Below are 25,672 nucleotides of genomic sequence, written 5' to 3'. Positions count from 1 at the left end.
AGGCGGCCGCCGTACAACAATGACCCGAAGACCTCCCATACCGAGAAGTCAAACGCCAGCGAATGACATTGCGTCCACACCTGGCCCAACCCGAGCTGAGCATCCAGTGTCTCGAGCAACAACGTCACGTTGTGGTGCGGGATGGCCACGCCCTTCGGGGTTCCGGTGGTCCCCGAGGTGTAGATGATGTACGCGATGTTTTCCGGAGCCGGCACCGGCAGGGCCGTCGTCGGCTGGGTACGCACGGCGGGGTCGTCGATGTCGACGATCAGGCCGTCGAACCCGTCCAGCCGGGAGCGCACCTCGGCGGTGGTCACCGCCGCGACCGGCGCGGCGTCGCCGAGCACGAACTGTAACCGTGCCTCGGGCACGCCCGGGTCGATCGGCACGTAGGCCGCCCCGGTCTTGAGCACGGCGAAGATCGCCATCACCGCTTCGGCGGACCGCGGGATCACCACGGCTACCCGCTCACCCGGACCGGCACCCTGCTCGGCGAGCAAGTGCGCCAATTGGTTTGCCGACTCTTCGACCTCACGGTAGGTCCACGACCGCTCGCCGCAGGTGATCGCCACCGCGTCGGCGGCGCGGGCCACCTGCGCCGCGAACAACGCCGGAATGGACGCCTGCCCGCGCGGCCGGCGCGCCAGCATCGCCCGGTTGCCCCAGGCGTCGAGCCGCTCGTGCTCGGCGGGGTCGAGCAGATCGATCGACGAAAGCCGTTGTGCTGGATCGGCCGTCATGGCGGTCATGACCTGACGCAGCCGCTCGATCAGCGTCTCGACGCCGGACGCGTCGAACACCTCGGTGTCGTACTCGACGCGCAGGCTCAGTTCGTGTCCCGGCGTGGCCACCACGGAAAGCGGGTAGTGGTTGAATTCGCGGCTGCTGAATTCGGTGACGGCCAACTCCTGGACGCCCAGCAACGCACCGGCATCGATCGGGTAGTTCTCGTACAAGAACAGCGTGTCGAACAGTTGGTCGTGACCGGTGACGCGGTGAATCTCGTTGAGCGCCAAGTGTTCATGCTCGAGGGTCTCGGCGTGGACGCGTTGCAGCTGCTCGAGCAGGTCGGCGACGGTGGTCGCGGCGGCGATGTTGGCCCGCACCGGAACGGTGTTGATCAACAAACCGACCATGGCGTCCGCGCCGGGCAGTTCGGTGGGCCGGCCCGACACCGCGGTGCCGAAGGCCACGTCGTGCTGGCCGGTCAACCAGGTCAGCAGTTGCGCCCACGCACCCTGCAGCACGGTGCTGACGGTGGTGCGGCTGGAGCGGGCCAATTCGCCCAGGGCGCGCGTGGTGTCAGCCGAAACCGTATAGGCGGCAACGGCACGCCGGCCGATCTTGCCCGGCGGTGCCACCAGTGTGGGTGCTTCGAATCCCTCGAGCGCCTCGGCCCAGGCCGTTTGGGCGCCCGCTCGATCCTGAGCGGCCAGCCACATCAGGTAGCTGCGATACGACGGGGGCGCGGGCAGCCGCTCGCCGTAGTAGCCGGCGAACACCTCGCGCATCAAGACCGGGAGCGACCAGCCGTCGATGACGATGTGGTGAATGGTGAGCAGGAATCGGTGCCGGTCGGGTGCGGTGCGGATCAACGCGGCCCGGAAGGCCGGCTGGCCGGCCAGATCGCAGACGGCGGTGCGTTCGGCCGCGGACAGCTGCTCGACCTGTTCGTCGATGTCGCCGCCGTTCAGCTCGACGTAGTTCCACGCCATCACCGGCTTGGCCGGGATGATCTGCACCGGCTCGCCGAATTCGTCGAGGAACCGGGCCGCCAGGTTGGGGTGGCGGTTGACGACGGCCTGCACCGCGTCGCGAAGCCGTTGCGGGTCAAGGGAACCGCTCACGGTGATGCCGAGCTGCACCGCGTAGAGGTCTTCGAGTTCCTGCGCGAAGCTGGTGTGGAAGAGCAGCCCCTGCTGGACGGGGCTGAGCGGCAAGACGTCGGCTATCTGGTACTGCCGGCACAGCTCGTCGATCTGCTGCTGGTCCAGGCGCGCGGGGGCGATATCGGACGGGGTCAACCCGCCGCCGCCGTTGCGCACGTGCGCGCAGATCCCGGTCAGGGCCTCAAACCACAACTGGCTCAACCGGTTTACTTGCTCGTCGGTCAGCGCCGACGGCGCCCAGCGCCAGTTGGCGTGCAGGTTCGGCCCGGCCTCGGTGTCCATGGTGCCGGCGTTGAGTTCCACGGTGTGCGCCAAGGGCATTGCCACCGCGGTGGCCACGCCGGCCGACGACAGACTGTCCTCGCTGACCCGCCACATGTCCTCGGAGAGGTCGGCTCCCGCGGCCAACCGACCCAGGTAGTTGAACCCGATCACCGGGTCGGGGCCGTCGAGGTCGACTTCGGTGTTCAGGTAACGCAACAGCCCGTAGGTCAGCCCGTCGGGCAGGGCGCGCAGTTGCTCCTTGGCGTCCTTGATCACCGCGCCTAGCGCGGCCTCACCGGCGACCACCTTCGACCAGTCCAGGGTGCCGTTGATCTTCAGCGCCGCAGGGTATTTGGTGGTGAACCAGCCCACCGTGCGCGACAGGTCCACGCGGGAGGCCACCTCTTCGTGGCGGCCGTGCCCCTCGATGTCGATACCGATCGAAGCGGCTTCACCCAAGAATTCGGTGAACGCCAGCCCGAACGCGATCAGCAGAATGTCTTGCACCCCAGCGTGAAACGCCGCGGGCACCTCCCCCAGCAGCAGCCGGGTCGTCTCGACGTCCAGCGACGCCGTCAACTGCCCGGCGGTCGCGTAGGTGTCCTCGGCCTGCACCGCCGGCAGTGCCGCCGGGGTGGCGGCCACCTGCCGCCAAGTGTCGGCCTGCGCAGTCACCGCAGAGCTCTGCGCGTAGTCGGCGAGCAGCGAAGACCAACGGGCGAAAGACGTTCCGGGTGCGGGCAGGGCCACCGGCTGGGCGTTGTGAAGCTGGGCCCAGGCGATGTTGAGGTCTTCAATCAGGGTCCGCCACGACACGCCGTCCACGGCCAGGTGGTGAATGACCAACGCCAATTGGCTTGTCGTACTTGCCCATACCGCGCTCACCATCGCACCGTCGGCCACATTGAGCCGGCGGCGCGCCTCGATCAGCGCCGCGTCGGACAACGTGTCGACCACGCGCAGGCAGTCGTCGGCCTGCACCGAACCCACCTCGGGTGTCTCCAGGGACCAACCGCCGGCACCGTCGTCCTGCACACGGAGCCGCAGCATGGGATGGCGATCCAGCAGCGCCTGAAGCACCGCCGCCACGTCGGCCTCGCTCACGCCGGCGGGAGCCGCCAGCACCATGGTCTGGTTGAACTCGTCGATCGGGCCGTCGATGGTCTGCAGCCAACGCATGATCGGGGTGGCCACCACCGGCCCGATCCCCTCGTCGGCCGCACCGAACTCTCCGTCGGCCGCCACCTCGGACACCCGCGCCAGGCGAGCGACCGTCTGCTCCACGAAAATGTCTCGCGGGCGGCAGATTACGCCGGCCGTGCGGGCCCGGGACACCACCTGCATCGACAGGATGCTGTCGCCGCCGAGGTCGAAGAAGGAGTCGTCGACACCGACGCGCTCCACGCCCAGCACCTGGGCATAGATGTCGGCCAGGATCTCCTCGATCGCGTCGGCCGGGGCCCGGTACTCACTCGCGGCGTATTCGGGCGACGGCAGGGCGCGCTTGTCGAGCTTGCCGTTGCCGGTCAGCGGCAGGGTGTCCAACACCATCACCGCGGTCGGGACCATGTAGGGCGGAAGCTTGTCGGCCAGCGTGGCGCGCAGCGCGGCCGGGTCGGCGGTTCCGGTGACGTAGCCGACGAGGCGCTTGTCGCCGGGGCGGTCCTCGCGGGCGATCACCGCGGCCTGGTCCACTCCATCGAGTCCGGCCAGCACGGCCTGGATTTCGCCGAGTTCGATGCGGTAGCCACGGATCTTGACCTGCTCGTCGGCGCGGCCCAGGTACTGCAGCTGCCCGTCGGCGCCCCAGCACACCAGGTCGCCGGTGCGGTACATCCGCGCGCCCGGGCCGCCAAAGGGGTTGGCCACGAACCGCGATGCGGTCAGGCCGGCCCGGCGCACATAGCCGTGCCCGACGCCGCGACCCGCCAGGTACAACTCGCCGACCACGCCGGCGGGCACCGGCTGCAGCCACTTGTCGAGCACGAACATCGCCGCGCCCTCTATCGGGGACCCGATCGGCACCACCGGCGATCCGGGCACCAGCGGCGTGCTGATCGACGCGCACACGGTGGTTTCGGTCGGACCGTAGGCATCGAGCATCACTCGGCCGGGCGCCGCCCAGCGATCGACGACGTCGGTCGGGCAGGCCTCGCCGGCCACCACCAGCGCCGTGGCCTCCAGGCCGTCGGCCGGCAGCATCGCCACGGCCGACGGGGTCTGGGTCAGCACGCTGACTTTCTCCGCGACCAGCAGGTCGTGCAGATCCGCCGGCGAGGACGCCACCGATTCGGGCACCACCAGCAGCCGCCTACCACGTAGCAGGGCGCCGAAGATCTCCCACACCGAGAAGTCGAAGGCTGAGGAGTGGCATTGCGTCCACACGTTCCCCTGGGGCAATCCGGCGTCGAGCGACTCGATCAGCCAGGTGACGTTGAGATGAGGAATGGCAACGCCTTTGGGGGTTCCGGTGGTTCCGGAGGTGTAGATGATGTACGCGGTGTTCTCGGGCGCCGGCAGCGGCAGGGCGGTGTTGGGCTGGCTCTCGATGGCCGGGTCGCGCACGTCGACGACCAGCACGTCATGGTCGTCGAGCCGCGAGCGCAGCTCCGCCGTGGTGATCACCGCGCTGGGTGCCGCGTCTTCAAGCACGAAATCCATTCGCGACGACGCGTGCGCCGGATCGATCGGCACGTACGCAGCCCCGGTCTTGAGCACCGCCATCATCGAGACGATGGCGTCGGCGCACCTGGGGAACAGCAGCGCCACGCAGTCCCCCGGGCCGACTCCGCGGTCGGCGAGCAGATGGCCCAACCGGTTGGAGGCCTCGTCGAGTTCCGCGAACGTCAGGGAGCGGTCGCCGAAGGTCACCGCGACGGCCTCGGGCGTGCTTTGCACGTGCTCGGCGAATGCCTTGGGGATCGACACGGGGGCGGGCACGGGCTCGTGCAGCGCCGGCCGGTTGCTCCACTCGTCCAGCAGGGCGGGCTCGTCGGGGGTCAGGAGATCGATCGACGACAACGGCCGCTCCGGGTCGGCGGTCATCTCTTCCAGGATCTGCTGCAACCGCCCCGCCAGGTCGCCGACACCGAAGCTGGCGAACGGCTGACCCGGGCCCGCGGTGCTGAGGTGTAGCTGGTCACCGGCGCCGAGGAAGAACAGTCCGAAGTGCCCGACCGGGCCGTGATTCGTGTACGACGCGGTCGCCGGCGAGCCGGCGAGGTCCAGCGTCAACCTCATCGGGAGAAAATTGATGCCGACCCGATTCGGCGCTTGGCGCAGCCCGTCGCCCTCGAGGGTGTGCACCGGGAAGCGCTGATGCAGCAACAGCTCGCGAATCCGCTTGTCGACGTGCTTGCAGAAATCGGCGACGGTCGATTGCGGCTCCGTCGCCAGGACCAGCGGCACCACGCCGGCGAGCATCGCGGGAAGCGTTTTGGACTCCGGCCGCACGCGCCGGCTGACGGGGAAGTCGAGCGCCACCTCGGAGCCACTACCGGACCACCCGCGCACCAGAAGGGCGCACGCGGCGGTGGTGACCGAAAAGCGACGGATGGCAAGCTTTTTCGACAGCTCCTTGATGCGGTTGGCGACCGCGGGGTCCAACTGAACGGACGCGGATGGCGAGTAATGGTCGCGCTCGCCCGCGGCCTCGGGCAGGCGATCAATCGGTCCGCTCTCCGGCGGCAGGTGCTCGCTCCAATAGGCCTTGTCTTCGGCGTAGTCCTCGGAGGCTTCGTACTCCGACTCCAGGTCCACCAAGTCCTGCGTGGAACCGAAGTAGGCATCGGGAATCGGCTTTCCGGCCACCATGGCGGTGTAAATGGTTGCAACCCGGCGGCAGACAAGGGCCATGCCCAGACCGTCGATGGCGATGTGGTGGCAGCAACCAAACAAATAGAATTCCTCGTGCCCTGTTTGAAACAGCACGAATTTGAAGAGCTGGCCGTTCAACGCCATCGGCGTGCGCTGGATTGACGAAGCCCTTTCACGGGCTTCCTGCACGGGGTCAGCCGCGCTTCTCAGGTCGTCGAACGTCAGCTCGACGAGCGGGTAGCGGACCGGCTTCTGCACCACCTGGCCGTCGACCTCGAGGAACGAGACCCTGCCCGGCTCGGCCTCGTCGACAGCCTGGGTGATCGCCTGTTCGAACTCATCGCGATGGACGACGCCGTCGATTTTGACCAGGAGACCGAGCTGCCACTGCGTGCCGGCGAACCCGGCCTCTTGGGACAACCAGATATCAAGCTGCCCCCGCGTGAGCGGAAGTGCCCGATCTTCCCTCTCCATCGACTCCCCCAAGTCTCCACCCGCCCCATACCCCGACTCGTTACTGGTCAAAACCCCGACCCGTTGCGAGCCTGTCGCGCAGGCTCTTCGGCCGAATGTCCGGCCAATGCTGCTCGATGTATTCCAAACACGCAGCTCGGTCGGCTTCCCCGTGGACCACCCGCCAGCCAGCTGGAACATCGGCGAAGGCCGGCCACAAGCTGTGTTGCTCCTCGTCGTTCACCAGGACGAAAAAGCTGCCGTTGTCGTCGTCGAATGGATTGATGCTCACAATTCTCCAGGATGCATAGTGGACATGAGTGGAACAGGTCCAAACCATAGTTGAGCCCCAAGGCGCTCGCCCGTGGTTTGGACAAAGTTCCTGGTGTGACCTAGAAGGTGTTGACGCCGTCCAGTGATTGGTGTGCGACGGGGCCCCGATGCCCCGGAATTCGCTGCAGTGACCTGCATCAATGGCGCTGGTTGCGAAAGGTCGCTATTGGGGCAGGCACGTCCTTCAGGCCGATGAAGTTTTTGTGCTTGTCGCCAGACACCCTAGCCGACGTCCTAGGGGCCGGGAAAATCACCAAGAGGCGAAACCTGGCAGGGTGCTGGCAACGCCGCCCGGGGGTCGCCCCACCCGGTGACACCGTGCACCCGCTGTGCTTAGGTGAGTGGGCGGCTTTTGCGAAGAAGATGAAGTGAACGAAGGACATTCGGACGCTCAGCAAAATGCCGTTTACGCACGCGATCGGCATTACGATCCCGTATCGCGTTGCCAAAGCACTGATACGGAAGCGACGGGCGTGGTTTACTCATCAAGACCTGGTCGCGCTCCCCGGGGGCGGGGCTCGCAGAGGTGTCCGAGGCACGACTGGTCGGCCGCGTGCACCACATCCGCTGCGCTGCAATCTGGCGTGTCGCGACCGGTGTGTAGTTGCATGTCCGAGCGGCTGGGACTGCGCGGGCATGGACACGGCTGAAGGGGGTGCAGTGGTCGATTCGGATGTCCGGGCCCGGCCCGACAACACCATCGCGGAAGGACGAGACATTAGCCAGCGTCGTTTCCTAGGCTTTGGTCGTCGATCTTCAACTGCGGACATGCAGCAAAGCGGCGCGCAGCGTCCTCGTGTCAAGAGGGGACCTGGCCTCTTCGGTGTCCTGGGCCGGCTGTGGATACCGCTGGTCATCGTCGCAGTCGTCGTCGCCGGAGGTATGACCGTCTCGCGGTTGCACGGCGTCTTCGGCTCCGAGAAGCGCCCGTCCTACGCCGAGTCCAGGCAACAAGACACCAAGCCGTTCAACCCCAAGCACGTGAAGTATGAGGTCTTCGGGCCCGCCGGGACGATGGCCGACATCAGCTATTTTGACGCCAACGGCGAGCCGAACCACATCAACGGTATCGAGCTGCCGTGGACGTTCGACATCTCGACGACGCTGCCTTCGATCGTGGGAAATGTGGTCGCGCAGGGCAACAGCGATAGTCTCGGCTGCCGCATCGTGGTCGACGGTGTCGTCAAAGCCGAGAGGATCTCGCACGAATTGAATGCATTCACCTACTGCGTGTTGACGGCCACATGAGTGCCCCGCAACTGGAGACCCAGCCGGCCGCGCGACCACGCATAGCGCGGATCATCCATCGCCTGTCGATTCCCATCATTTTGGGCTGGCTCGCGATCGCCGTCCTCATCAGCGTCGGCGTCCCTTCGCTGGACCAGGTCGAGGCGGAGAATGCCGTATCGCTGAGTCCGTTGGGCGCACCGTCCTTCAAGGCCATGGAGCGCCTCGGCAAGGACTTCAACGAGACCAATTCCGGTGCCCTGGCGATGATCCTGCTGGAGGGCCAGCAGCAACTCGGCGACGACGCGCACAAGTATTACGACCGCCTGATCAAGCTTCTGGAAGACGATCACAAGCATGTGCAGCACGTCCAGAACTTCTGGGGCGATCCGCTTACCCGCGGCGCCGCGCAGAGCCAGGACGGTAAGGCCGCATATGTTCAGGTGAACCTGAACGGTAACCAGGGTGCGGCCGCGGGTGACGAATCCGTGGCGGTTGTTCGAAAGATCGTCCAGGAGGCTTCGCCCCCACCGGGATTGAAGGTCTACGTGACCGGGCCCGCGCCCATCGTCGCGGACATGAATATTGCGGGTCAAAAGACCATCATCCTGGTGACGCTGGCCAGCCTCGCCGTGATCTTTTTGACGTTGCTGCTCGTTTATCGGTCGATTGTGACGGTCATTCTGCTGTTGCTGATCGTCGGCCTGGAGTTGCAGATAGCGCGCGGAATGGTCGCGCTACTCGGGCACCTCGGGCTAATCGGCCTTACCACTTTTGCCGTCAACCTATTGGTCGCCGCCGTCATCGCGACAGGAACCGACTATGGCATCTTCTTCGTCGGCCGATATCAAGAGGCGCGGCATGCCGGCGAAAGTCGGGAAGAGGCCTTCTACACCACATTCAACGGTGTCGCGAAGGTCGTTTTGGCCTCTGGTTTGACCATCGCCGGCGCGGTGCTCTGCCTCAGCTTCACCCGGCTGCCCTTCTTCCAACCGCTCGGTATCCCCTGTGCCGTCGGTATCTCCATTGCGGTCCTGGTCGCGATAACGCTGGGGCCCGCCCTCATCGCCGCCGGCGCCCGGTTCGGGCTGTTCGAGCCGCGGCGGGCGGTCTCGGTCCGCAGGTGGCGACGGATCGGTACGGCGATCGTGCGGTGGCCGGCGCCCATCCTCATCGCCTCGTTGGCTGTCGCGCTGATCGGGCTGTTGACTCTGCCGAATTACAAGCCCAGCTATGACGACCAGAAATTCATTCCGCAAAATATTCCCGCCAATGTGGGGTATGCGGCCGCGGCTCGGCATTTCCCCGGTCAGCGGATGCTGATGCCCGAAATTCTTTTGGTCGAAACCGATCATGATCTGCGTAATCCGACGGACATGCTGGTCATCAATAAACTCGCCAAGGGCGTTTTGGCGGTCCCCGGAATTGCGACCGTGCAGACGGTGACGCGCCCTGAGGGGACCCCGCTGCAGCACACGACGATTCCCTGGATCATCAGCATGGGTCAGGCGAGCCAGATGCAGAACATGGCTTTCCAAAAAGACCGCATGAACGACATGCTTACCCAAGCCAATGAGCTGGGAAAGATGATCGGCATCATGCAGCACATGCTGGACCTGATGAAAGAACTCGTCGCCACAACGCACCACATGGTCAAGACGACGCATGAAATGCAGGACATCACATCGGAATTGCGTGATCACGTTTCGGACTTCGAGGATTTCTGGCGCCCGATCCGCAGCTACTTCTACTGGGAAAAGCACTGCTACGACATTCCGATCTGCTTCTCCCTGAGATCCATTTTCGACGCGATCGACGGCGTCGACGAGATCAGCGACAAATTGGGCGACCTGGTGAAGAACCTGGATGAGCTGGATGCCCTGCTGCCGCAGCTGGTCATGCAGATCCCACCCATGATCGAAACCATGTCGAGCATGCGCACCATGATGCTGACCATGCACAGCACCATGTCCGGCGTCATGGGTCAAATGGATTCGAGCTCAAAGGATCCCAGTATCATGGGGCAGGCGTTTGATGCCTCCAAGAACGACGATTCGTTCTATCTCCCGCCCGGGATCATCAACGGCTCCGACTCCTTCAAACGGGTCGAGAAGGTGTTCATGTCGCCGGACGGCAAGGACGTCCGTCTGCTGATCTCGCAGCGGGGTGACCCGCAGACACCCGAAGGCCTCTCCCGGGTCGAACCGATCAAGACGGCCGCCGAGGAAGCGCTTAAGGGCACTCCCCTGGAGAATGCCAAGATCTATCTGACCGGTACCGCGGCGATTACCAAAGATCTGGTGGACGGATCTAAATTCGACCTCTTGATCGCCGGCGTATCCGCGCTCTGCCTCATTTTCATCATCATGCTGATCATGACGCGAAGCTTCATTGCCGCCATGGTGATCGTCGGCACGGTTCTGCTTTCACTTGGCGCGTCCGTCGGGCTGTCCGTGCTGGTCTGGCAGTACTTGTTGCACATGCAGCTGCACTGGACGGTTCTTTCCACCTCCGTGATCGTGCTGTTGGCGGTGGGTTCGGACTACAACTTGCTGCTGGTATCCCGAATGAAGGAGGAAATAGGTGCCGGGATCCACACGGGCATCATCCGCGCCATGGGCGGTACCGGAAAGGTCGTGACGAACGCCGGCCTGGTGTTCGCCTTCACGATGGCTTCGATGGTGGTCAGCGACCTGCGCAGCATCGGGCAGACGGGTACGACGATCGGCCTGGGCCTGATATTCGACACGCTGATCGTGCGCGCATTCATGACGCCGGCCGTCGCCGCCTTGCTGGGGCGCTGGTTCTGGTGGCCACAGCTGGTGCGCCCCCGCCCGGCCAGTACGATGCTGCGGCCCACCGGCCCCCGTCCGTTGGTGCGTTCACTGCTCCTGAAGCAGCCGCAATAAGTGGCGGCTTTCCACTTCAGGATGGGAGCAGCGACCGTGGGGAACACTGTGACACAGGGCAATAGCGTCGTCGGCCTGCCGGAGGCCTTATGACCACGCATCCACCCCGGCCTTCGCGCTTCGCGCGGTCCATCCGCCACCTTGCGGTGTTCATCATCATCGGGTGGGTGGCGCTGACCCTGCTGGTGACGTTCGGTGTGCCACGTCTCGAGATTGTCGGGCAACAGCATTCGGTGCCGCTCGCCCCTCAGGACGCACCGGCGGTGCAGGCCATGCAGCGCATGGGCCGCGACTTCAAGGAATCCGATTCGGACAGCTTCGCGATGCTGGTCCTGGAGGGACAGCAGCAGCTTGGCGACCAGGCACATGCCTACTACGACAAGCTGATTGCTGAATTAAAAAGCGACACAAAGCATATCGAGCATGTGCAGGACCTGTGGGGCGATCGCCTCACCGCGGCGGGCGCCCAGAGCCCGGACGGCAAGGCCGTCTATGTGCAGTTGAATCTGGCCGGCAACCAAGGCACGACCCTGGGCCAGGAGTCCGTGGCCTCGATCCGCGACGTGATCGCACGGACCCCACCGCCCCCCGGAGTCAAGGCCTACGTCACCGGTCCGTCGGCGCTGTTCTCCGATATGCAACTCGCCGGCGACCGATCCATTCTGAAAATGACCATGATCGGCGCGTTGATCATCTTCATCGTGCTGCTCATGGTGTACCGCTCGATCACGACCGTCATTTTGTTGTTGCTCACCGTGGGGGTTGAGGTCTTCGCCGCCCGCGGTGTCATCGCCTTTATCGCCAATAACAATTGGATGGCACTCTCAACGTTTGCAGTCAACCTCCTGGTGGCCCTGGCAATGGCCGCCGGCACCGACTACGCGATCTTCTTCTTCGGCCGCTATCAGGAGGCGCGCCAGGCAGGCGAAGATCGGCAAACGGCGTACTTCACCACCTATCGCAGCGTCGCCCCCGTGGTCTTGGGTTCCGGTCTGACCATCGCCGGGGCGATGTTGTGCCTGAGCTTCACCCGCATGCCGATCTTCCAGACCATGGGCTTGCCCTGCTCCGTGGGCATGCTGATCTCGGTGGTGATCGCGCTGACGTTGGTCCCGGCGGTGCTGACCGTCGGAAGCGGTTTCGGGTTGTTCGATCCGACGCGCGCGATCGGGTTCGGCCGGTGGCGGCGGATCGGCACGGCGATCGTCCGTTGGCCCGCGCCCATTCTGTGCGCGACCATTGCGGTCGCCTTGGTCGGCCTGGTGACCCTGCCCGGCTACCAGACGAGCTACAACAACCGGCTCTACATGCCCGACAACGTTCCGGCCAACGTCGGTTACGCGGCCGCGGACCGCCACTTCAATCAATCGCGCATGATGCCCGAGATTTTGATGATCGAATCCGATCACGACATGCGGAACTCGGCAGATTTTCTGTTGCTGCACCGACTTGCGAAGGCAATCTTCGGGGTTCATGGGATCTCTCGCGTGCAGGGCATAACGCGGCCCGAGGGAACACCGATCCAGCACACCTCGATTCCGTTCCTGCTCAGCATGCAGCAGGCGACGATGGGCGAAGACATCAAGTACATGCGGGCGCGCATGGACGACATGCTTGTCCAAGCGGACATGATGGCCAAACAGATCGAGATCATGAGGCGCATCTATGAACTGCAGAAGCGCCTCACCGACATCACGCACGACTCCATCCAGAAGACCAAAGAAATGGCCGCGGTTCTTTGGGAGCTTCGCGACAAGATGTCAGATTTCGAGGATTTCTTCCGGCCGCTGCGTAGCTATTTCTACTGGGAAAAGCACTGCTACGACATCCCGATCTGCTGGTCGTTGCGGCAGATCTTCGAGATTCTTGACGGCGTCGACACGCTCAGCGACAAGATGGTCACTCTGCTCCAAGACCTCGACAATATGGACAAGCTGATGCCTCAGCTGCTCGAGCAATACCCGCCGATGATCGCGATGGCCGAGGACATGCGGAGCATGATGCTGACCAACCACAGCACCATGTCCGGCATCCTCGGCCAGATGGACAGCAACGGCAAGGACGCCACCGCCATGGGGCAGGCGTTCGACGATTCCAAGAACGACGACTCGTTCTATCTGCCACCCGAGATTTTCGACAATGCGGACTTCAAGCGTGCGATGGCCCAGTTCTTGTCTCCGGACGGAAAGGCCGCTCGCTTCATCATTTCGCACCGAGGCGATCCCGCGACTTCTGAGAGCGTCAACCGCATCGACAAGATCAGGCTGGCAGCCGAAGAGTCGCTCAAGAACACGCCGTTGGAGAACGCCAAGATCTACATCGCGGGTACCGCGTCGACGTTCAAGGACTTCCGGGACGGCTCCACTTACGACCTCTTCATCGCCGGCATCGGTGCGCTGTGCCTGATTTTCATCATCATGCTCATCCTGACCCGAAGTTTTGTGGCCGCCCTGGTCATCGTGGGCACGGTGACGCTTTCGTTGGGTGCATCGTTCGGGCTGTCGGTGCTGATTTGGCAGTACATCTTCGGCATCAAGCTGTACTGGATGGTGCTGCCGATGTCGGTGATCGTCTTGTTGGCGGTCGGTTCCGACTACAACCTGCTGCTGGTATCCCGCATGAAAGAGGAACTAGCCGGGGGCATCAATACGGGCATTATTCGCGCGATGGGCGGCACCGGTAAGGTCGTGACGAATGCCGGCCTGGTGTTCGCGTTCACCATGGCTTCGATGGTGGTCAGCGACCTGCGCATCATCGGTCAGGTCGGTACCACGATCGGCCTGGGGCTGATGTTCGACACCTTGATCGTGCGCTCCTTCATGACGCCCACCATCGCCGCCCTGCTCGGGCGGTGGTTCTGGTGGCCGCAAGTGGTTCGGCAAAGGCCGGCCAGCCGGCTGCTTCGCTCCGTGGGAACGCGTCAGTCGGTACGCACCTTGCTCCACGACGACGACATGGACGCCCCCACGGCCGAGATCCCGATCGCCAGGCCGACCGTCTAGGTGGTCCTCGTCGTTTCGTATGCCGGATAGCGAGGCGGTCAGCGCCCTCCGCGAAAAGCGCGACGAGAAAGATTGGACGCCAATGATTTTGCCCGGCACGTTCGGAACTTCCCCGCTGCGAACAGGTTTGGGGCGCGTCAGCGCAATCTGCGACCATCGTCGAGGAAAGGCATGGGCCATCTCCCCTATTGCTATCTGCCTATACCGTCCGCACGCCACTTCGCACCGTGAAATACTCATACCGTGAGCCCACTTGCGATCGAGGTTGTAGGCCTCACAAAGACATTCGGGCGAAACACGCTGGCGTTGAATGGCGTGGACTTCTCCGTTCCGGCCGGGACGGTGTGCGGGGTACTCGGCCATAATGGAGCCGGCAAGACCACCACGATCAACATTCTTTCCACGCTGATCCGCCCCAGCTCGGGGCGCGCCAGCGTCGCCGGGTATGACATCATCCGTCAGCCGTCCGAGGTACGTGCCAGCATCGGGATGGCCGGACAGTTCACCGGGATGGACCCCATGCTGACCGGCCGGGAGAACCTGGTCCTGTTCGGCAGGCTGCGCGGATTGAATCGCAAGCGCGCGAAGGCCCGCGCCGATGAACTGCTCGAACAGTTCGACCTCGTCGCCGCCGCAGACCGGCGGCTGTCGACCTACTCCGGAGGCATGTTCCGGCGCGTCGATTTGGCCAGCGCCCTGGTGGTTTCGCCGCAGGTGCTCTTCCTCGACGAGCCGACCACCGGGCTGGACCCACGCAGCCGCCGTGACGTGTGGGCCCTGGTGAGTTCGCTGACCGTGCAGGGCATCACCGTGCTCCTCACCACGCAGTACCTGGAAGAGGCCGACGTGCTCAGCGATTCGATCGTCGTCATCGATCATGGCCAGGTGATCGCCAGCGGCACCGCCGAGGAGCTCAAGCGTGCGGTGGGCACCAGCTACTGCCAGGTGACCCCGACCAACCCCGCAGATCTGCCTCAGGTAGCGGCGGCGTTGAACGGACTCGAAGGCGTTGATATCGACGGCGACACGAATTCAGTGTCGGTGTTCGCACCCGACGGGGTGGCGACGCTGGTCGAGGTGTTCCGGCGAGTCGATGCGCTGGGACTCGAACTCGCCGATATTTCGCTGCGCAAGCCCTCGCTCGACGAGGCTTTCCTGCACCTCACCGAACGGACCGTCGCTCGGTCATGAGCGCCCTGACCGCGCTCACCGAACGTTCGCTGATGTCTGCGGCGCGCGACGGCGAGATGATCTTCGAGATCGTCTCCCCCGCGGCGTATTTGGCGGGCTTCGGCGTGGCGCTGCACGGCCTGATCGACACCGGACCCATCAGTTATTCGCAGTATCTGCTGCCCGCGGTGGTGGCCCAGTCGATGATCTTTGTCGGGCTGCTCACCGCGGACCGCGCGGCGCGTGACCACCTGTGTGGGTTCGGCGAGCGGATGCGGACGCTGCCCGTCGCCGCGGTCGCGACCGTCACCGCCCGAGTGGTGGCCACTCTGATGCGCGCCGGGCTCTCCCTGGTGGTCGCACTGATCACCGGTTACGCCTTCGGTTTTCGATTAACCGGTGGACCGGCCTACGGGGTGGCTTTCGTGCTGATCGCGCTATTGCTGTGCCTGGCGGTGGCCTTGGGCGCCGACGCGCTGGGGTCGGGCACCAAGAGCGTCCAGGGCGCCGCCCACCTGCTGTTCGTCCCACAGCTGTTGCTGTTCATGATCTCCACCGGTCTCGCCCCGGAGAAGACATTCCCCGGCTGGTTGCGTCCGTTCGTCCGCAACCAGCCGGTATCCCAGTTTGCCGAGACCCTACGCGGCTTGGCTACCGGCCACCTGATCCTCAGTAATCTGGCGGCCACCCTGGCCTGGTGTCTGGGCTTGGCGCTGGTCTTCGGTGTGATCACGGTGCGGATGCAAAGGCGCGGCCAGTGACGCATCGGCTCGAGACGCAGGGGTCTCTACTGACCGAGAGCTGGGTACATGCCGGGCGACTCCTTCTGCGGTGGCGCCGTGACAAAGCAGTGCTTATGGGGTCGCTGCTGCTCCCCGTCTGCCTACTGCTTGCGTACGAAGTGGTCTTGGGCGAGCGGGTGCAGAAGCTCACCGGGGTGGACGGCGTTTACGGAATAGTTCCCATGTGCGCGGTGATATCCGCGCTGTTCGGCTCCCTGGGTAACTCGGTGGCCCTGACGATGGACCGCCAGTCCGGCCTGCTCAGCCGGATGTGGGTACTGCCGATGCATCGGGCAAGTGCGATCGTGGGCTGGATCCTCGCCGAGGTCGTGCGCGCATTCATCGGCACGGTCCTGATCACCGCCATCGGGCTGGCAATGGGGCTGCGCTTCACCCAGGGCTGGCTCGCGGCACTGGTCTTCCTGCTGATCCCGTCAATCGTGGTGACCGGGTTCACCGCTGTGGTGATGGGAATTGCGATCCGCCCCAAGGGCCGCGCCGCGATGAATTGGCTAGTGGGCGTGACTTTCTCGCTGGCGTTCGTCAATCCCGGCGCCAGTCCGATCGGGACATTCCCGCACTGGGTTCGGCCACTTGTCCGCATGCAACCGTTATCGCCTCCCATCGAGACGATGCGGGCACTGGCCTACGGCGGCCCCATAGCCTGGCCTGTGGCGATGACTGTCATCTGGGCGGCCGTGCTGCTCGTGGTGTCCATTCCGATCGCAGTGCGCGGCTACAGGAAAGCCGCCGAGGCCGACGCGTGAGAGACATCCGGGCAACTCATACCGACATGGTTGGGACGCACGACCAATCCGCCTATCTCGGCAGGAAGGCGTGAGATGAAGCCTGCAGAGCCGACGTTGCGGCGGCTCTTTGTGCGAAGGCCGCTCCTGAGCAACATGTACCGATACCTAGCCATGGCGAAGGTAGTTCTCAGGTTTACTACCATCGGTCGGCGCCACCCCTATCTGGGCCGCCGCCGAATGCTCAGGGCATTAGGTCCCGATCTGGCTTCGATGACCGTGTGGTCGGCAGTGAACACGGAACTTGGCGGCGAAATGGCCGAGGCTTTCGACCGCACGCCGAGGGTGGATAAGTCGGTACACTACTTGCCGATCTACGAGTCTATGGTCGACCGAACAAAGCCACTACGGATGTTGAAGATCGGTAGCTTCTACGAGGATTCGCTCGAGATGTGGCGAGGCTACTTGCACCGCGAGTCGCTGATCGTAGGTATCGACATGAACGCAAAGCTGTTGAAAATCGCCGATTCGCAAGGCATTAACGTCCGTTTCGGTGCCGGCCAAAGCCTTTCCTTCCTGCGAGAAGTAGCTGCAGAGTTCGGCCCGTTCGACGTCGTTCTCGACCACGGGAGTCATACTAGCTCTCGTATGGTGGATTCCTTCCGTTGCCTGTTCGCAAATGCCTTGAGCAACAGCGGAATTTACATGGTCGAAGATGTCCATCGCGACTATCAGATGGCCTACCGCGACAGCCGCCTTTCGTTCATCGACTTCGTCAGAGCTTTAATCGATGCCCTGCACAGCCAGTATCAGGTCACCTCCAACGAAACTAGCTTTCGGATTGGTCATCCAGACCGCATCCGGGAAATTTCCGTCCCGGCCGTCACGCCGATCCTGGGCAGCATCGAGGTTTACGATTCTGTAGTCGTCGTGCGCCGAGCTAATCGGAATCTCACCGAACGCATCTACCGATCTTGAGCGATAAGACCACGGCTACCCCGTCAACCAATGCAAGAAGGTCTGCCACGCAACACTTGTGGACTCGGTGATCGCGTCGGAAAGCTGCGGTAGCGCGCGGCCTAGCCCCAGTCCCTCATCCGGGTAGCCGTGCGCGGCACAGGAACCAGCCAAGCCGGGCTGAGGTCGTCGACAAGGTCCAGGTTTCGGCTGGTGATACCCGTCCTTTAGTTGATCGAATCGTGGGGGACGGGCCTTACGACGACCGGGAGCATCACCAGACGTCCTCAACCACCCTATCCTCATGAGCGTATCCGGAATCCAGACTCCTTGCGGATCCCCGATTTCCCCGACCACGGTCTGCGAATGGGCTAGCATCTCCCCTGTGACGAAGGATTTGGCCTGAATTTCCGAACGCGCACCGCGGAGAATAACGGTGCAAAGTGTCCAGCAAGCAATCGCCCAGGACTTGACTCACACCCATGATCCATAGGTTCTGCATTAGTCATGAAAAGCCTCTGCTGCCTGATAGTTGGTATGACGACTGCATCTCACTAGGAGACTTTCAGCCCGACTCTCCACTTCATGTAAGCCGGCTTGATCAGTTTTGGCATAACGCCCGACCTCTTGCGTATGGCGCCGCAGGGACACACGTGTTGCCGATCGCGATCGAGAGAATATCCAGTCGTGCCGAACATATCGAGATTTCCTTATACAGAAAACGGCTCCTCCCATTCCCCGTCGGGATAGAATCGCCAGTTTACCCGACGATGAGGGAATCTAACGTCCGCGACCTTGGAGACAGGCCTGAGCTATCGGTATTTGAGCCGTTAAATGGCCTTGAGTTTTTGGTGGCACAGCCGTTGTACTCTGAGATTTCGATGATTGGGCAATACGCGGTATCTCACTACCGCAGAGATATTCTTGATTACACCTCCCTGGCGGTTAAAATGGGTGTTCTAGATTCCGCTTCGGCTTCGGATTTTCTGGAGACAAAACATATCATCCCGGGTGGCACTGAATTTGGCATCTTCCCAAAGTGGTGGTTGACAACCACTTTGTCTGACATCGAGCGCGTAGCGAGGGAATTTCTGCATCGCTATGGCTACCGATTGAAAACGTACGGAGGGTATCAGATAAGAACGCTTGGGTTTCTCTCCGAGAGACTGGGATCCTACTTACTTCTTCGCCACTTGAAAGACAAGTACTCGAACAACATTCCCGCCGAGATATTCGGCTACATGACTGTCATAGTAGAAGGCGATTCGAACTACTCCCATGGATTAACAGATCGGCCCGGAAATGCATCGGAGGAAGAACCTCGGAAGGAGAAGCGGACCTCATGAAAGCCGTATTACTGGCCGGTGGCCTGGGTACTCGCCTCAGTGAGGAGACAACGCTCCGCCCCAAGCCGATGGTGGAGATCGGCGGGCGGCCGATCCTGTGGCACATCATGAAGATCTATTCTCACCACGGCATCAATGACTTCGTCGTGTGCTGCGGCTACAAGGGCTACGTCATCAAGGAATATTTCGCCAACTATTTCCTGCATATGTCGGACGTGACCTTCGATATGTCCGCTAACAAGATGGAAGTCCACACACGCCACGCAGAACCCTGGCGGGTGACCTTGGTGGATACCGGCGAAGACACCCTGACCGGCGGCCGCCTCAAGCGCGTGGCGAGCTACATCGAAGACGAGGACGCTTTTTGCTTCACCTACGGTGACGGGCTCAGCGACGCGGACATCGGCGCCAGTATCGAATTCCACCGTCAACACGGGCGCCACGCCACGGTTACAGCGGTGCTTCCGCCGGGACGCTACGGGGCCATCGAGTGCGCGGGCGAACGGGTCACGCGCTTTGTCGAGAAGCCACGGGGCGATGGCGGCCTCATCAACGGCGGATTTTTCGTGCTCTCGCCCGCGGCGCTCGACTACATTGAAGGCGACCAGACATCGTGGGAAGGTGCGCCCTTGACTCGCCTCGCTGACGACGGCGAAATGATGGCCTTCGAGCATTCCGGCTTCTGGCAACCCATGGACACGCTTCGAGATAAGAACATGCTCGAAGAATTATGGAGTAGCGGCAAAGCGCCGTGGAAATGCTGGTGTTGAACGGTTTCGGGGCTGCTTATCGCGGACGCCGGGTCATGGTCACCGGCCATACGGGATTCAAAGGCAGCTGGTTGTGTATGTGGCTGCAGGCGCTGGGCGCCGAGGTCACCGGCGTCGCATTGGACCCATCGACCGAGCCCAGCCATTGGGATCTGTTGAAACTAGCCATAAACGATCACCGCGTGGACATTCGCGATGAAGCGGCAGTCCGCAGGGTCTTCGCCGCCGAAAAGCCGGAGATCGTTTTCCACCTGGCCGCCCAGCCGTTGGTTCGTCGGTCCTACCGTGAGCCGGTCACCACGTGGTCCACCAATGTGATGGGCACGGTGCATGTACTCGAAGCCGTCCGTCACACGCCGGAGGTGCATGCGGTTGTAGCGGTCACGAGCGACAAGTGTTATGCCAATCGCGAATGGCCTTGGGCCTACAGGGAAGCAGACCGGCTGGGGGGCCACGATCCGTATAGTGCGTCCAAGGCCGCCACCGAGTTGGTGGCCGCGAGCTACCGGGCCGCGTTGCTGCAACACCCATCGGCCCCGCTGCTCGCAACCGCCCGGGGCGGCAACGTAATTGGCGGTGGCGACTGGTCGGAGGACCGCTTGGTTCCCGACCTGGCACGTTCGGTCACCGCCGGCGAGCAACTGATCATTCGCTCGCCACGCGCCACACGCCCCTGGCAGCATGTGCTAGATCTTCTCAGCGGGTATCTGCTGCTAGGTCAGCGACTCCTGGCGCGCGACACCACATGTGCCGATGCGTGGAACTTCGGCCCCGACGAGGCCGGAAACCGTACCGTCGAGCAAGTGCTCGCACACCTTGCTCGCACGTGGCCGCAGCTTCGATGGCAAGTGACTTCGAGTCCCCAACCACACGAGGCGGGCTTGCTGCATCTCGACAGCGCCAAAGCGAGAATGCATCTCGGGTGGCGTCCCGTGTGGGATCTTGACAAGACCCTCTTGCACACGGCCACCTGGTATCGCGAGCTCATTGAAGCCGGTGCTGTGTCGAGCGCGGACCAACTGGGCTCTTACCTCGCCGATGCAGCCGACTCAGGCCAGGTTTGGGCGATGGCATGAACATCCTCGACACCCCGATCACTGACCTGAAGGTCGTGCGGTCCGCGCCCCACCAGGATGCCCGCGGCACGTTTTCCCGCATCTTCTGCGCCCAGGAACTGCAGTCCCTATTGGGCCACCGCCAGATCGCACAGATCAACCACTCCAAAACCAGCCACGCCGGGGCCGTGCGCGGCATGCATTTCCAACGGCCGCCGCATGCAGAAATGAAGATGATCCGCTGCCTTCGCGGCCGGGTCTGGGACGTGGCGGTCGACCTGCGGGCCGGATCCCCCACGTTCTTGCGGTGGCACGCCGAGGAACTGGCGCAAGACGACGCGCAGATGTACGTCATCCCAGAGGGATTCGCCCACGGCTTTCAGGTCTTGGAACCCGACAGCGAGTTACTGTACCTGCACACGGCCTTCTATCACCCGCCATCCGAGGGCGGGCTACGCTATGACGACCCCCGGCTCGCCATCGGTTGGCCATTACCGCCACAGGACCTGTCACCCCGTGACCTGTCCCATCCGCTCTTGGATGCCGATTTCACCGGAGCCGCATTATGAAGTGCCGACACTGCGGTACACCCCTTGAGCACACTTTCGTGGACCTGGGCTTCGCGCCCCCTTCCAACGCCTACCTGCAGGTCGACGACCTGCGCAATCCGGAAGTGCACTACCCGCTGCGTGTCAAGGTGTGTCACCGGTGCTGGTTGGTGCAGACCGAGGACTACGCTCGCGCCGAGGAACTGTTCAGCCCCGACTACGCCTATTTCTCCAGCACTTCGACCAGTTGGCTCGAGCACGCCGCCGGGTATGTGCACATGATCACCGAGCGATTGCAACTCGGGTCCGGCAGCTTTGTCATCGAAGTTGCTTCAAACGATGGCTACCTGTTGAAAAACTTTGTAGCAGCAGGTATTCCATGCCTCGGCATCGAACCGACAGCGAGCACTGCCGCGGCCGCCGAGGCGTTGGGAATTCCCGTCTTGCGGGAATTCTTTGGCGAAGCCCTGGGGCGTCAACTGGCTGGTGAAGGACGCTCGGCGGACCTGATAGCGGGCAACAACGTGTATGCCCACGTGCCCGACATCAACGACTTCACCCGCGGGTTAGCTGCCGCGCTGAAGCCCGAGGGTACCGTCACACTGGAATTTCCCCACCTCGTCCCGCTGATCGAACAGACCCAGTTCGACACCATTTACCACGAGCATTTCTCTTACCTGTCGCTCACCACGGTGGCGAGTATCTTTGCCGAAGCCGGCTTGCGCGTATGGGACGTCGAGGAACTGCCGACGCACGGCAACAGCCTGCGGGTGTATGGCTGCCACACTGAAGCGGCCTTCGCTACTACCGATCGCGTCGACGCATTGCTCGCGCGCGAGGAAGGGTTCGGGCTGACGCATCTGGAGACCTACACGGAGTTTCAGAAGCGCGCCGACCGGGTGAAAGACGATCTGCTGGCCTTCCTGATCGAGCAGAAGCACGCCGGCCGGCGGGTGGCGGCATACGGGGCCGCCGCGAAAGGAAACACCTTGTTGAACTACGCAGGTGTCAGGCCAGACCTCTTGCCCTACGTATGTGATGCCGCCAAGTCCAAGCAGGGGAAATTCCTGCCGGGAAGCCATATTCCGATCCGCCCACCCGACGCATTGTGGGAAAATCCGCCAGACTATTTGGTGATCTTGCCCAGGAACATCGCCCAAGAAGTGCGGACGCAGTTGAAAGGTATTGCCGAGGGAGGCGCGAGCTTCGTGACGGCCGTGCCGGAATTGAGCGTTCTGTGAAGCCCCGCATCGCCTACACCAAGCCCTCGATTACTGACCTCGAGGTGCGCTACGCCGGTGATGCTGCCGCCAACGGCTGGGGCGAGCGTTGCTACGAATACATCGGCCGCTTCGAGGGTGCGTTCAAGGAGCACCTGGGCGTCAAGCACGCGATCGCAACGTCGAGTTGCACCGGAGCGCTGCACATGGGTATGTCTGCGCTCGGAATAGGTCCCAGTGACGAGGTCATCATGGCCGACACCAACTGGATCGCGACGGCGGCGCCCATCGTTCACCTCGGCGCCAAGCCTGTCTTCGTCGACATCCTGCCCGAAAGTTGGTGCATCAACCCGGAATTAGCCGAAGCCGCCATCACACCGCGCACCAAAGCCATTGTCGCCGTTCACTTATACGGCAACCTCTGTGAGATAGACGATCTGTTGGCGATAGGCGAGAAGCACGGCATCCCGGTAATCGAGGACGCGGCAGAGGCCATCGGTTCGATCTATCACGGAAAGCGCGCCGGCTCGATGGGGCGATTTGGGACGTTCTCCTTTCACGGCACCAAGACTGTCACCACCGGCGAGGGCGGCATGTTCGTCACCAACGACGACGACTTGTACGAAAGAGTGCTCACTTTAAGCAACCATGGCCGCTCACGGAGTCAGACCAAGCAGTTCTGGCCGGACGTAGTGGGCTTCAAATACAAAATGTCGAACATCCAGGCAGCCATCGGTTTTGGACAGATGGAGCGCATCGACGAATTGACGTCGCGAAAGCGCGAGATCTTCCAGGCTTACAACGAGGGGCTGGCCGGCGTGGAGGGGATATCGATGAACCCCGAGCCACCGGGCACACAAAATGGATGCTGGATGCCGACGATCGTGTTCGACGAATCAACCGGAATAACGTCGGAGCGTCTCACGGCGGCATTCGCGGCGGAGAACATCGATGCCCGGGTTTTCTTTCATCCGCTGTCGGTGATTCCCCCGTTCGCGGGATCGCCGGGAGGTAAATGGGCCGGCGAGATTCCTCATCGCGCAATCAACATCCCCAGCTTCCACGACATCACGCAGGACGAGGAGTGCCGAGTCGTCCAAGTCATCCGGGATATTCGCGGTGCATGAGAGTTACGTCGTCTGGGGCAGTTCGGGGCACGCCAAAGTGCTGGTGGGCATCATCGGACGACTGAGTGGACGGGTGCTGGCGACGTTCGATAACGATCCGGCCGCTACGCCGTTACCCGGAATCCCGCTGTATATCGGGGACGCGGGCTTTGAGCGATGGCGAGCCGACTGTGGCGACGTTCATGACGTCCATGCACTGGTAGCTGTTGGGGGAAGCCGTGGTCGCGACCGGATCGACATCTTGGCTCGGATGGTCGCTTCAGGCTTGCGAGCCGCCCCTTTGGTTGATCCCCGCGCAAGCGTCGATGCCACAGCCAAGATCGGCGGAGGATGTCAGGTCCTCCCCGGCGCGGTGGTTTCTGCGGATGCTGTACTCGGAGAGGGTTGCATCGTGAACCATAACGCCTCCATAGACCACGAGTGCCAAGTTGGTTCCGGAGTGCATTTGGCCCCGGCAGCCACTCTGTGTGGCCTCGTGCTTGTCGGCGATGCCGCGCTGGTGGGAACGAATGCCACGGTGCTTCCGCGAGTGAAGATCGGACGGTCTGCCACAGTCGGGGCCGGCGCCGTGGTTACCAAAGACGTACCCGACTACGCAGTCGTTGTAGGGAATCCGGCTCGGGTCATCCGGATCGAAGCACCTTGGGAGGCATAAACGTGGCGGACGAAGCTTACAAAGACCATCGCCGGATCGTCAGCGAGAATGTACAAGCTCTCGCGCAAGATCACGAGCTCGCGCGCTTATCCTCCGAATGGCTCAATCGAAGCGCAGAGAGTCGCTACTCCTACAACTTTGAGTGGCTGGGCCGGCCGATCATTCAATACCCACAGGACATCGTCTGTCTGCAAGAGTTGATCTGGAACATCAAGCCCACTCTGATCGTCGAAACCGGAATCGCGCATGGGGGTTCGCTGATCCTCAGCGCGTCCATGCTTGCTCTGCTCGATATGTGCGACGCCATCAACAACGACACGCCTCTGGACATCCGCACACCAAAGCGGCGGGTCATTGGCGTCGATATCGAGATACGCCCCCATAATCGGGCAGCGATAGAGGCTCATCCGCTATCTCGGTACATCACGATGATCGAAGGGTCGAGCATCGAGCCCGGCACGATTCAACACGTTCATGATGCGGCGCGCGGCCACGAGACCACTCTCGTCTGCCTCGACAGCAACCATACGCATGAACACGTTCTCGCCGAACTGTCGGCCTACGCATCTCTAGTGACACCGGATAGTTATTGCGTGGTGTTCGACACGGTCGTGGAGGACATGGGCGCCGACTCGTTCCCCAACCGGCCCTGGGGCCCGGGCGACAACCCGAAGACGGCGGTCTGGGAGTTTGTCGAGTCGCACCCCGAGTTCGAGATTGACCGCGATATCCAGCACAGGTTGCAGATAACCGTGGCGCCCGACGGGTTTCTGCGCCGCATGCGCTGAGGGACGTGGAGCGCCATCGCACCGGTCGAATCCTCGGCCAATATGCTCAACGCGATCGCTAACGCAATTGGGCGAGCGGGCGCCGGTGCGCTCCGGCGAAACCGACTTCAGTGGTGCCGCACGGTTCAACCACGTCAAGGTGGTGGGCCCGGTGAATTGCGCCGCGGTCTTTCCCGCCTGCCGCACTGCGGTGCACCACGGCGGCGCGGGCATCACGGCCGCGCGGCTGCGTGCCGGAGTTCCCACCGTGAGCTCAGCGATCAAAAGGGAGGTCTGGGCCGGCCAGGCAACAATTGAAAGTTGGTCTGGCTCGGCCCTTTTCGGAGACCACGCCGGAATCGTTGGTCGCTGACCTGGGCGAGATCCTCGCTCCGCAATATGCGACCCGTGCCCGCGAAATCGCGGCGCGCATGACCAAACCCGTAGAGAGCATCGGCACCGCCACCAACTTACTGGAGAATTTTCCTTCCTGAAGCGCTCGCCCGTTGCCCGGGGCGTGTGATCGATGGTGACAACGCACGAGGTCGTGCGGCAACGACATTCGAGAACGGTCATCTTTGTTTGCTGTATGAGCACCAGATTCCCCAAAACCCTGTCGGATGCCTGTTGTCCGAC

The 25,672-nt window shown here is 62.8% G+C and carries 17 protein-coding genes and 1 pseudogene; 16 read left to right on the top strand and 2 right to left on the bottom strand.

The window, feature by feature from the left end; all coding sequences use genetic code 11:
• Both ACZYVJ_RS24980 and ACZYVJ_RS24975 read right to left on the bottom strand, forming a co-directional pair.
• Positions 1-6,443: amino acid adenylation domain-containing protein (locus ACZYVJ_RS24980; protein WP_463833795.1), on the bottom strand; the 6,443-nt coding region annotated here is incomplete at its 3' end.
• Between the two features lie 40 nt (positions 6,444-6,483).
• Positions 6,484-6,714, bottom strand: a complete 231-nt coding sequence (locus ACZYVJ_RS24975; protein ID WP_297600973.1) for an MbtH family protein — start codon at positions 6,712-6,714, stop codon at positions 6,484-6,486.
• An 809-nt stretch (positions 6,715-7,523) separates the two neighbouring features.
• Here ACZYVJ_RS24975 and ACZYVJ_RS24970 point away from each other — a divergent pair.
• From ACZYVJ_RS24970 to ACZYVJ_RS24895, 16 genes and pseudogenes are all read left to right on the top strand, one after another.
• Positions 7,524-8,003, top strand: coding sequence for an MmpS family transport accessory protein (locus ACZYVJ_RS24970; protein WP_463833794.1), 480 nt, complete (start codon positions 7,524-7,526; stop codon positions 8,001-8,003).
• The gene (locus ACZYVJ_RS24965; protein ID WP_463833793.1) at positions 8,000-10,891 is read left to right on the top strand and encodes an MMPL/RND family transporter; all 2,892 of its coding nucleotides are present in this window, start codon (positions 8,000-8,002) and stop codon (positions 10,889-10,891) included. The genes ACZYVJ_RS24970 and ACZYVJ_RS24965 overlap by 4 nt, the downstream gene beginning before the upstream one ends.
• An 89-nt stretch (positions 10,892-10,980) precedes the next feature.
• Positions 10,981-13,893, top strand: coding sequence for an MMPL/RND family transporter (locus tag ACZYVJ_RS24960; protein WP_463833792.1), 2,913 nt, complete (start codon positions 10,981-10,983; stop codon positions 13,891-13,893).
• 243 nt (positions 13,894-14,136) lie between these two features.
• Positions 14,137-15,084, top strand: coding sequence for an ATP-binding cassette domain-containing protein (locus tag ACZYVJ_RS24955; protein WP_463833791.1), 948 nt, complete (start codon positions 14,137-14,139; stop codon positions 15,082-15,084).
• Entirely contained in the window at positions 15,081-15,824 is a 744-nt protein-coding gene (locus tag ACZYVJ_RS24950) for an ABC transporter permease (RefSeq protein WP_463833790.1), read from the top strand. The genes ACZYVJ_RS24955 and ACZYVJ_RS24950 overlap by 4 nt, the downstream gene beginning before the upstream one ends.
• Positions 15,821-16,612: an ABC transporter permease gene (locus tag ACZYVJ_RS24945; RefSeq protein WP_463833789.1), complete on the top strand. Its 792-nt coding sequence runs from the start codon at positions 15,821-15,823 to the stop codon at positions 16,610-16,612. Before ACZYVJ_RS24950 ends, ACZYVJ_RS24945 begins: the two co-directional genes overlap by 4 nt.
• 75 nt (positions 16,613-16,687) lie before the next feature.
• The gene (locus ACZYVJ_RS24940; protein ID WP_463833788.1) at positions 16,688-17,569 is read left to right on the top strand and encodes a class I SAM-dependent methyltransferase; all 882 of its coding nucleotides are present in this window, start codon (positions 16,688-16,690) and stop codon (positions 17,567-17,569) included.
• Between the two features lie 635 nt (positions 17,570-18,204).
• The gene (locus ACZYVJ_RS24935) at positions 18,205-18,894 is read left to right on the top strand and encodes a hypothetical protein (RefSeq protein ID WP_463833787.1); all 690 of its coding nucleotides are present in this window, start codon (positions 18,205-18,207) and stop codon (positions 18,892-18,894) included.
• Positions 18,891-19,664, top strand: coding sequence for a glucose-1-phosphate cytidylyltransferase (gene rfbF, locus ACZYVJ_RS24930; RefSeq protein WP_463833786.1), 774 nt, complete (start codon positions 18,891-18,893; stop codon positions 19,662-19,664). The genes ACZYVJ_RS24935 and rfbF overlap by 4 nt, the downstream gene beginning before the upstream one ends.
• Positions 19,652-20,740: a CDP-glucose 4,6-dehydratase gene (gene rfbG / locus ACZYVJ_RS24925; protein WP_463833882.1), complete on the top strand. Its 1,089-nt coding sequence runs from the start codon at positions 19,652-19,654 to the stop codon at positions 20,738-20,740. Before rfbF ends, rfbG begins: the two co-directional genes overlap by 13 nt.
• Complete coding sequence (locus tag ACZYVJ_RS24920; protein ID WP_463833785.1) at positions 20,737-21,288, top strand: dTDP-4-dehydrorhamnose 3,5-epimerase family protein; 552 nt, start codon at positions 20,737-20,739, stop codon at positions 21,286-21,288. Before rfbG ends, ACZYVJ_RS24920 begins: the two co-directional genes overlap by 4 nt.
• The gene (locus ACZYVJ_RS24915; RefSeq protein ID WP_463833784.1) at positions 21,285-22,508 is read left to right on the top strand and encodes a class I SAM-dependent methyltransferase; all 1,224 of its coding nucleotides are present in this window, start codon (positions 21,285-21,287) and stop codon (positions 22,506-22,508) included. The genes ACZYVJ_RS24920 and ACZYVJ_RS24915 overlap by 4 nt, the downstream gene beginning before the upstream one ends.
• Positions 22,505-23,614, top strand: coding sequence for a DegT/DnrJ/EryC1/StrS family aminotransferase (locus ACZYVJ_RS24910; RefSeq protein ID WP_463833783.1), 1,110 nt, complete (start codon positions 22,505-22,507; stop codon positions 23,612-23,614). Before ACZYVJ_RS24915 ends, ACZYVJ_RS24910 begins: the two co-directional genes overlap by 4 nt.
• Entirely contained in the window at positions 23,607-24,269 is a 663-nt protein-coding gene (locus ACZYVJ_RS24905; protein WP_463833782.1) for an acetyltransferase, read from the top strand. The genes ACZYVJ_RS24910 and ACZYVJ_RS24905 overlap by 8 nt, the downstream gene beginning before the upstream one ends.
• A 2-nt stretch (positions 24,270-24,271) precedes the next feature.
• Positions 24,272-25,057 (top strand): cephalosporin hydroxylase family protein, encoded by a 786-nt coding sequence (locus ACZYVJ_RS24900; RefSeq protein ID WP_463833781.1) that lies wholly within the window; start codon positions 24,272-24,274, stop codon positions 25,055-25,057.
• A 64-nt stretch (positions 25,058-25,121) separates the two neighbouring features.
• A pseudogene (locus ACZYVJ_RS24895) lies at positions 25,122-25,530 on the top strand (glycosyltransferase); the annotation flags it as partial.
• Positions 25,531-25,672 lie beyond the last annotated feature (142 nt).

It is taken from the genome of Mycobacterium sp. IDUB_3 (assembly GCF_055419585.1).
Note: the sequence above shows the minus strand (reverse complement) of the source record. Positions and strands in the feature narration are given on the sequence as shown.

Excerpts from the sequence above, each read along its gene's own strand:
- ACZYVJ_RS24970 (WP_463833794.1), top strand. The coding sequence starts at position 7,524 with ATGCAGCAAAGCGGCGCGCAGCGTCCTCGTGTCAAGAGGGGACCTGGC.
- ACZYVJ_RS24965 (WP_463833793.1), top strand. The coding sequence starts at position 8,000 with ATGAGTGCCCCGCAACTGGAGACCCAGCCGGCCGCGCGACCACGCATA.
- ACZYVJ_RS24960 (WP_463833792.1), top strand. The coding sequence starts at position 10,981 with ATGACCACGCATCCACCCCGGCCTTCGCGCTTCGCGCGGTCCATCCGC.
- ACZYVJ_RS24950 (WP_463833790.1), top strand. The coding sequence starts at position 15,081 with ATGAGCGCCCTGACCGCGCTCACCGAACGTTCGCTGATGTCTGCGGCG.
- ACZYVJ_RS24940 (WP_463833788.1), top strand. The coding sequence starts at position 16,688 with ATGAAGCCTGCAGAGCCGACGTTGCGGCGGCTCTTTGTGCGAAGGCCG.
- rfbF (WP_463833786.1), top strand. The coding sequence starts at position 18,891 with ATGAAAGCCGTATTACTGGCCGGTGGCCTGGGTACTCGCCTCAGTGAG.
- rfbG (WP_463833882.1), top strand. The coding sequence starts at position 19,652 with ATGCTGGTGTTGAACGGTTTCGGGGCTGCTTATCGCGGACGCCGGGTC.
- ACZYVJ_RS24920 (WP_463833785.1), top strand. The coding sequence starts at position 20,737 with ATGAACATCCTCGACACCCCGATCACTGACCTGAAGGTCGTGCGGTCC.
- ACZYVJ_RS24915 (WP_463833784.1), top strand. The coding sequence starts at position 21,285 with ATGAAGTGCCGACACTGCGGTACACCCCTTGAGCACACTTTCGTGGAC.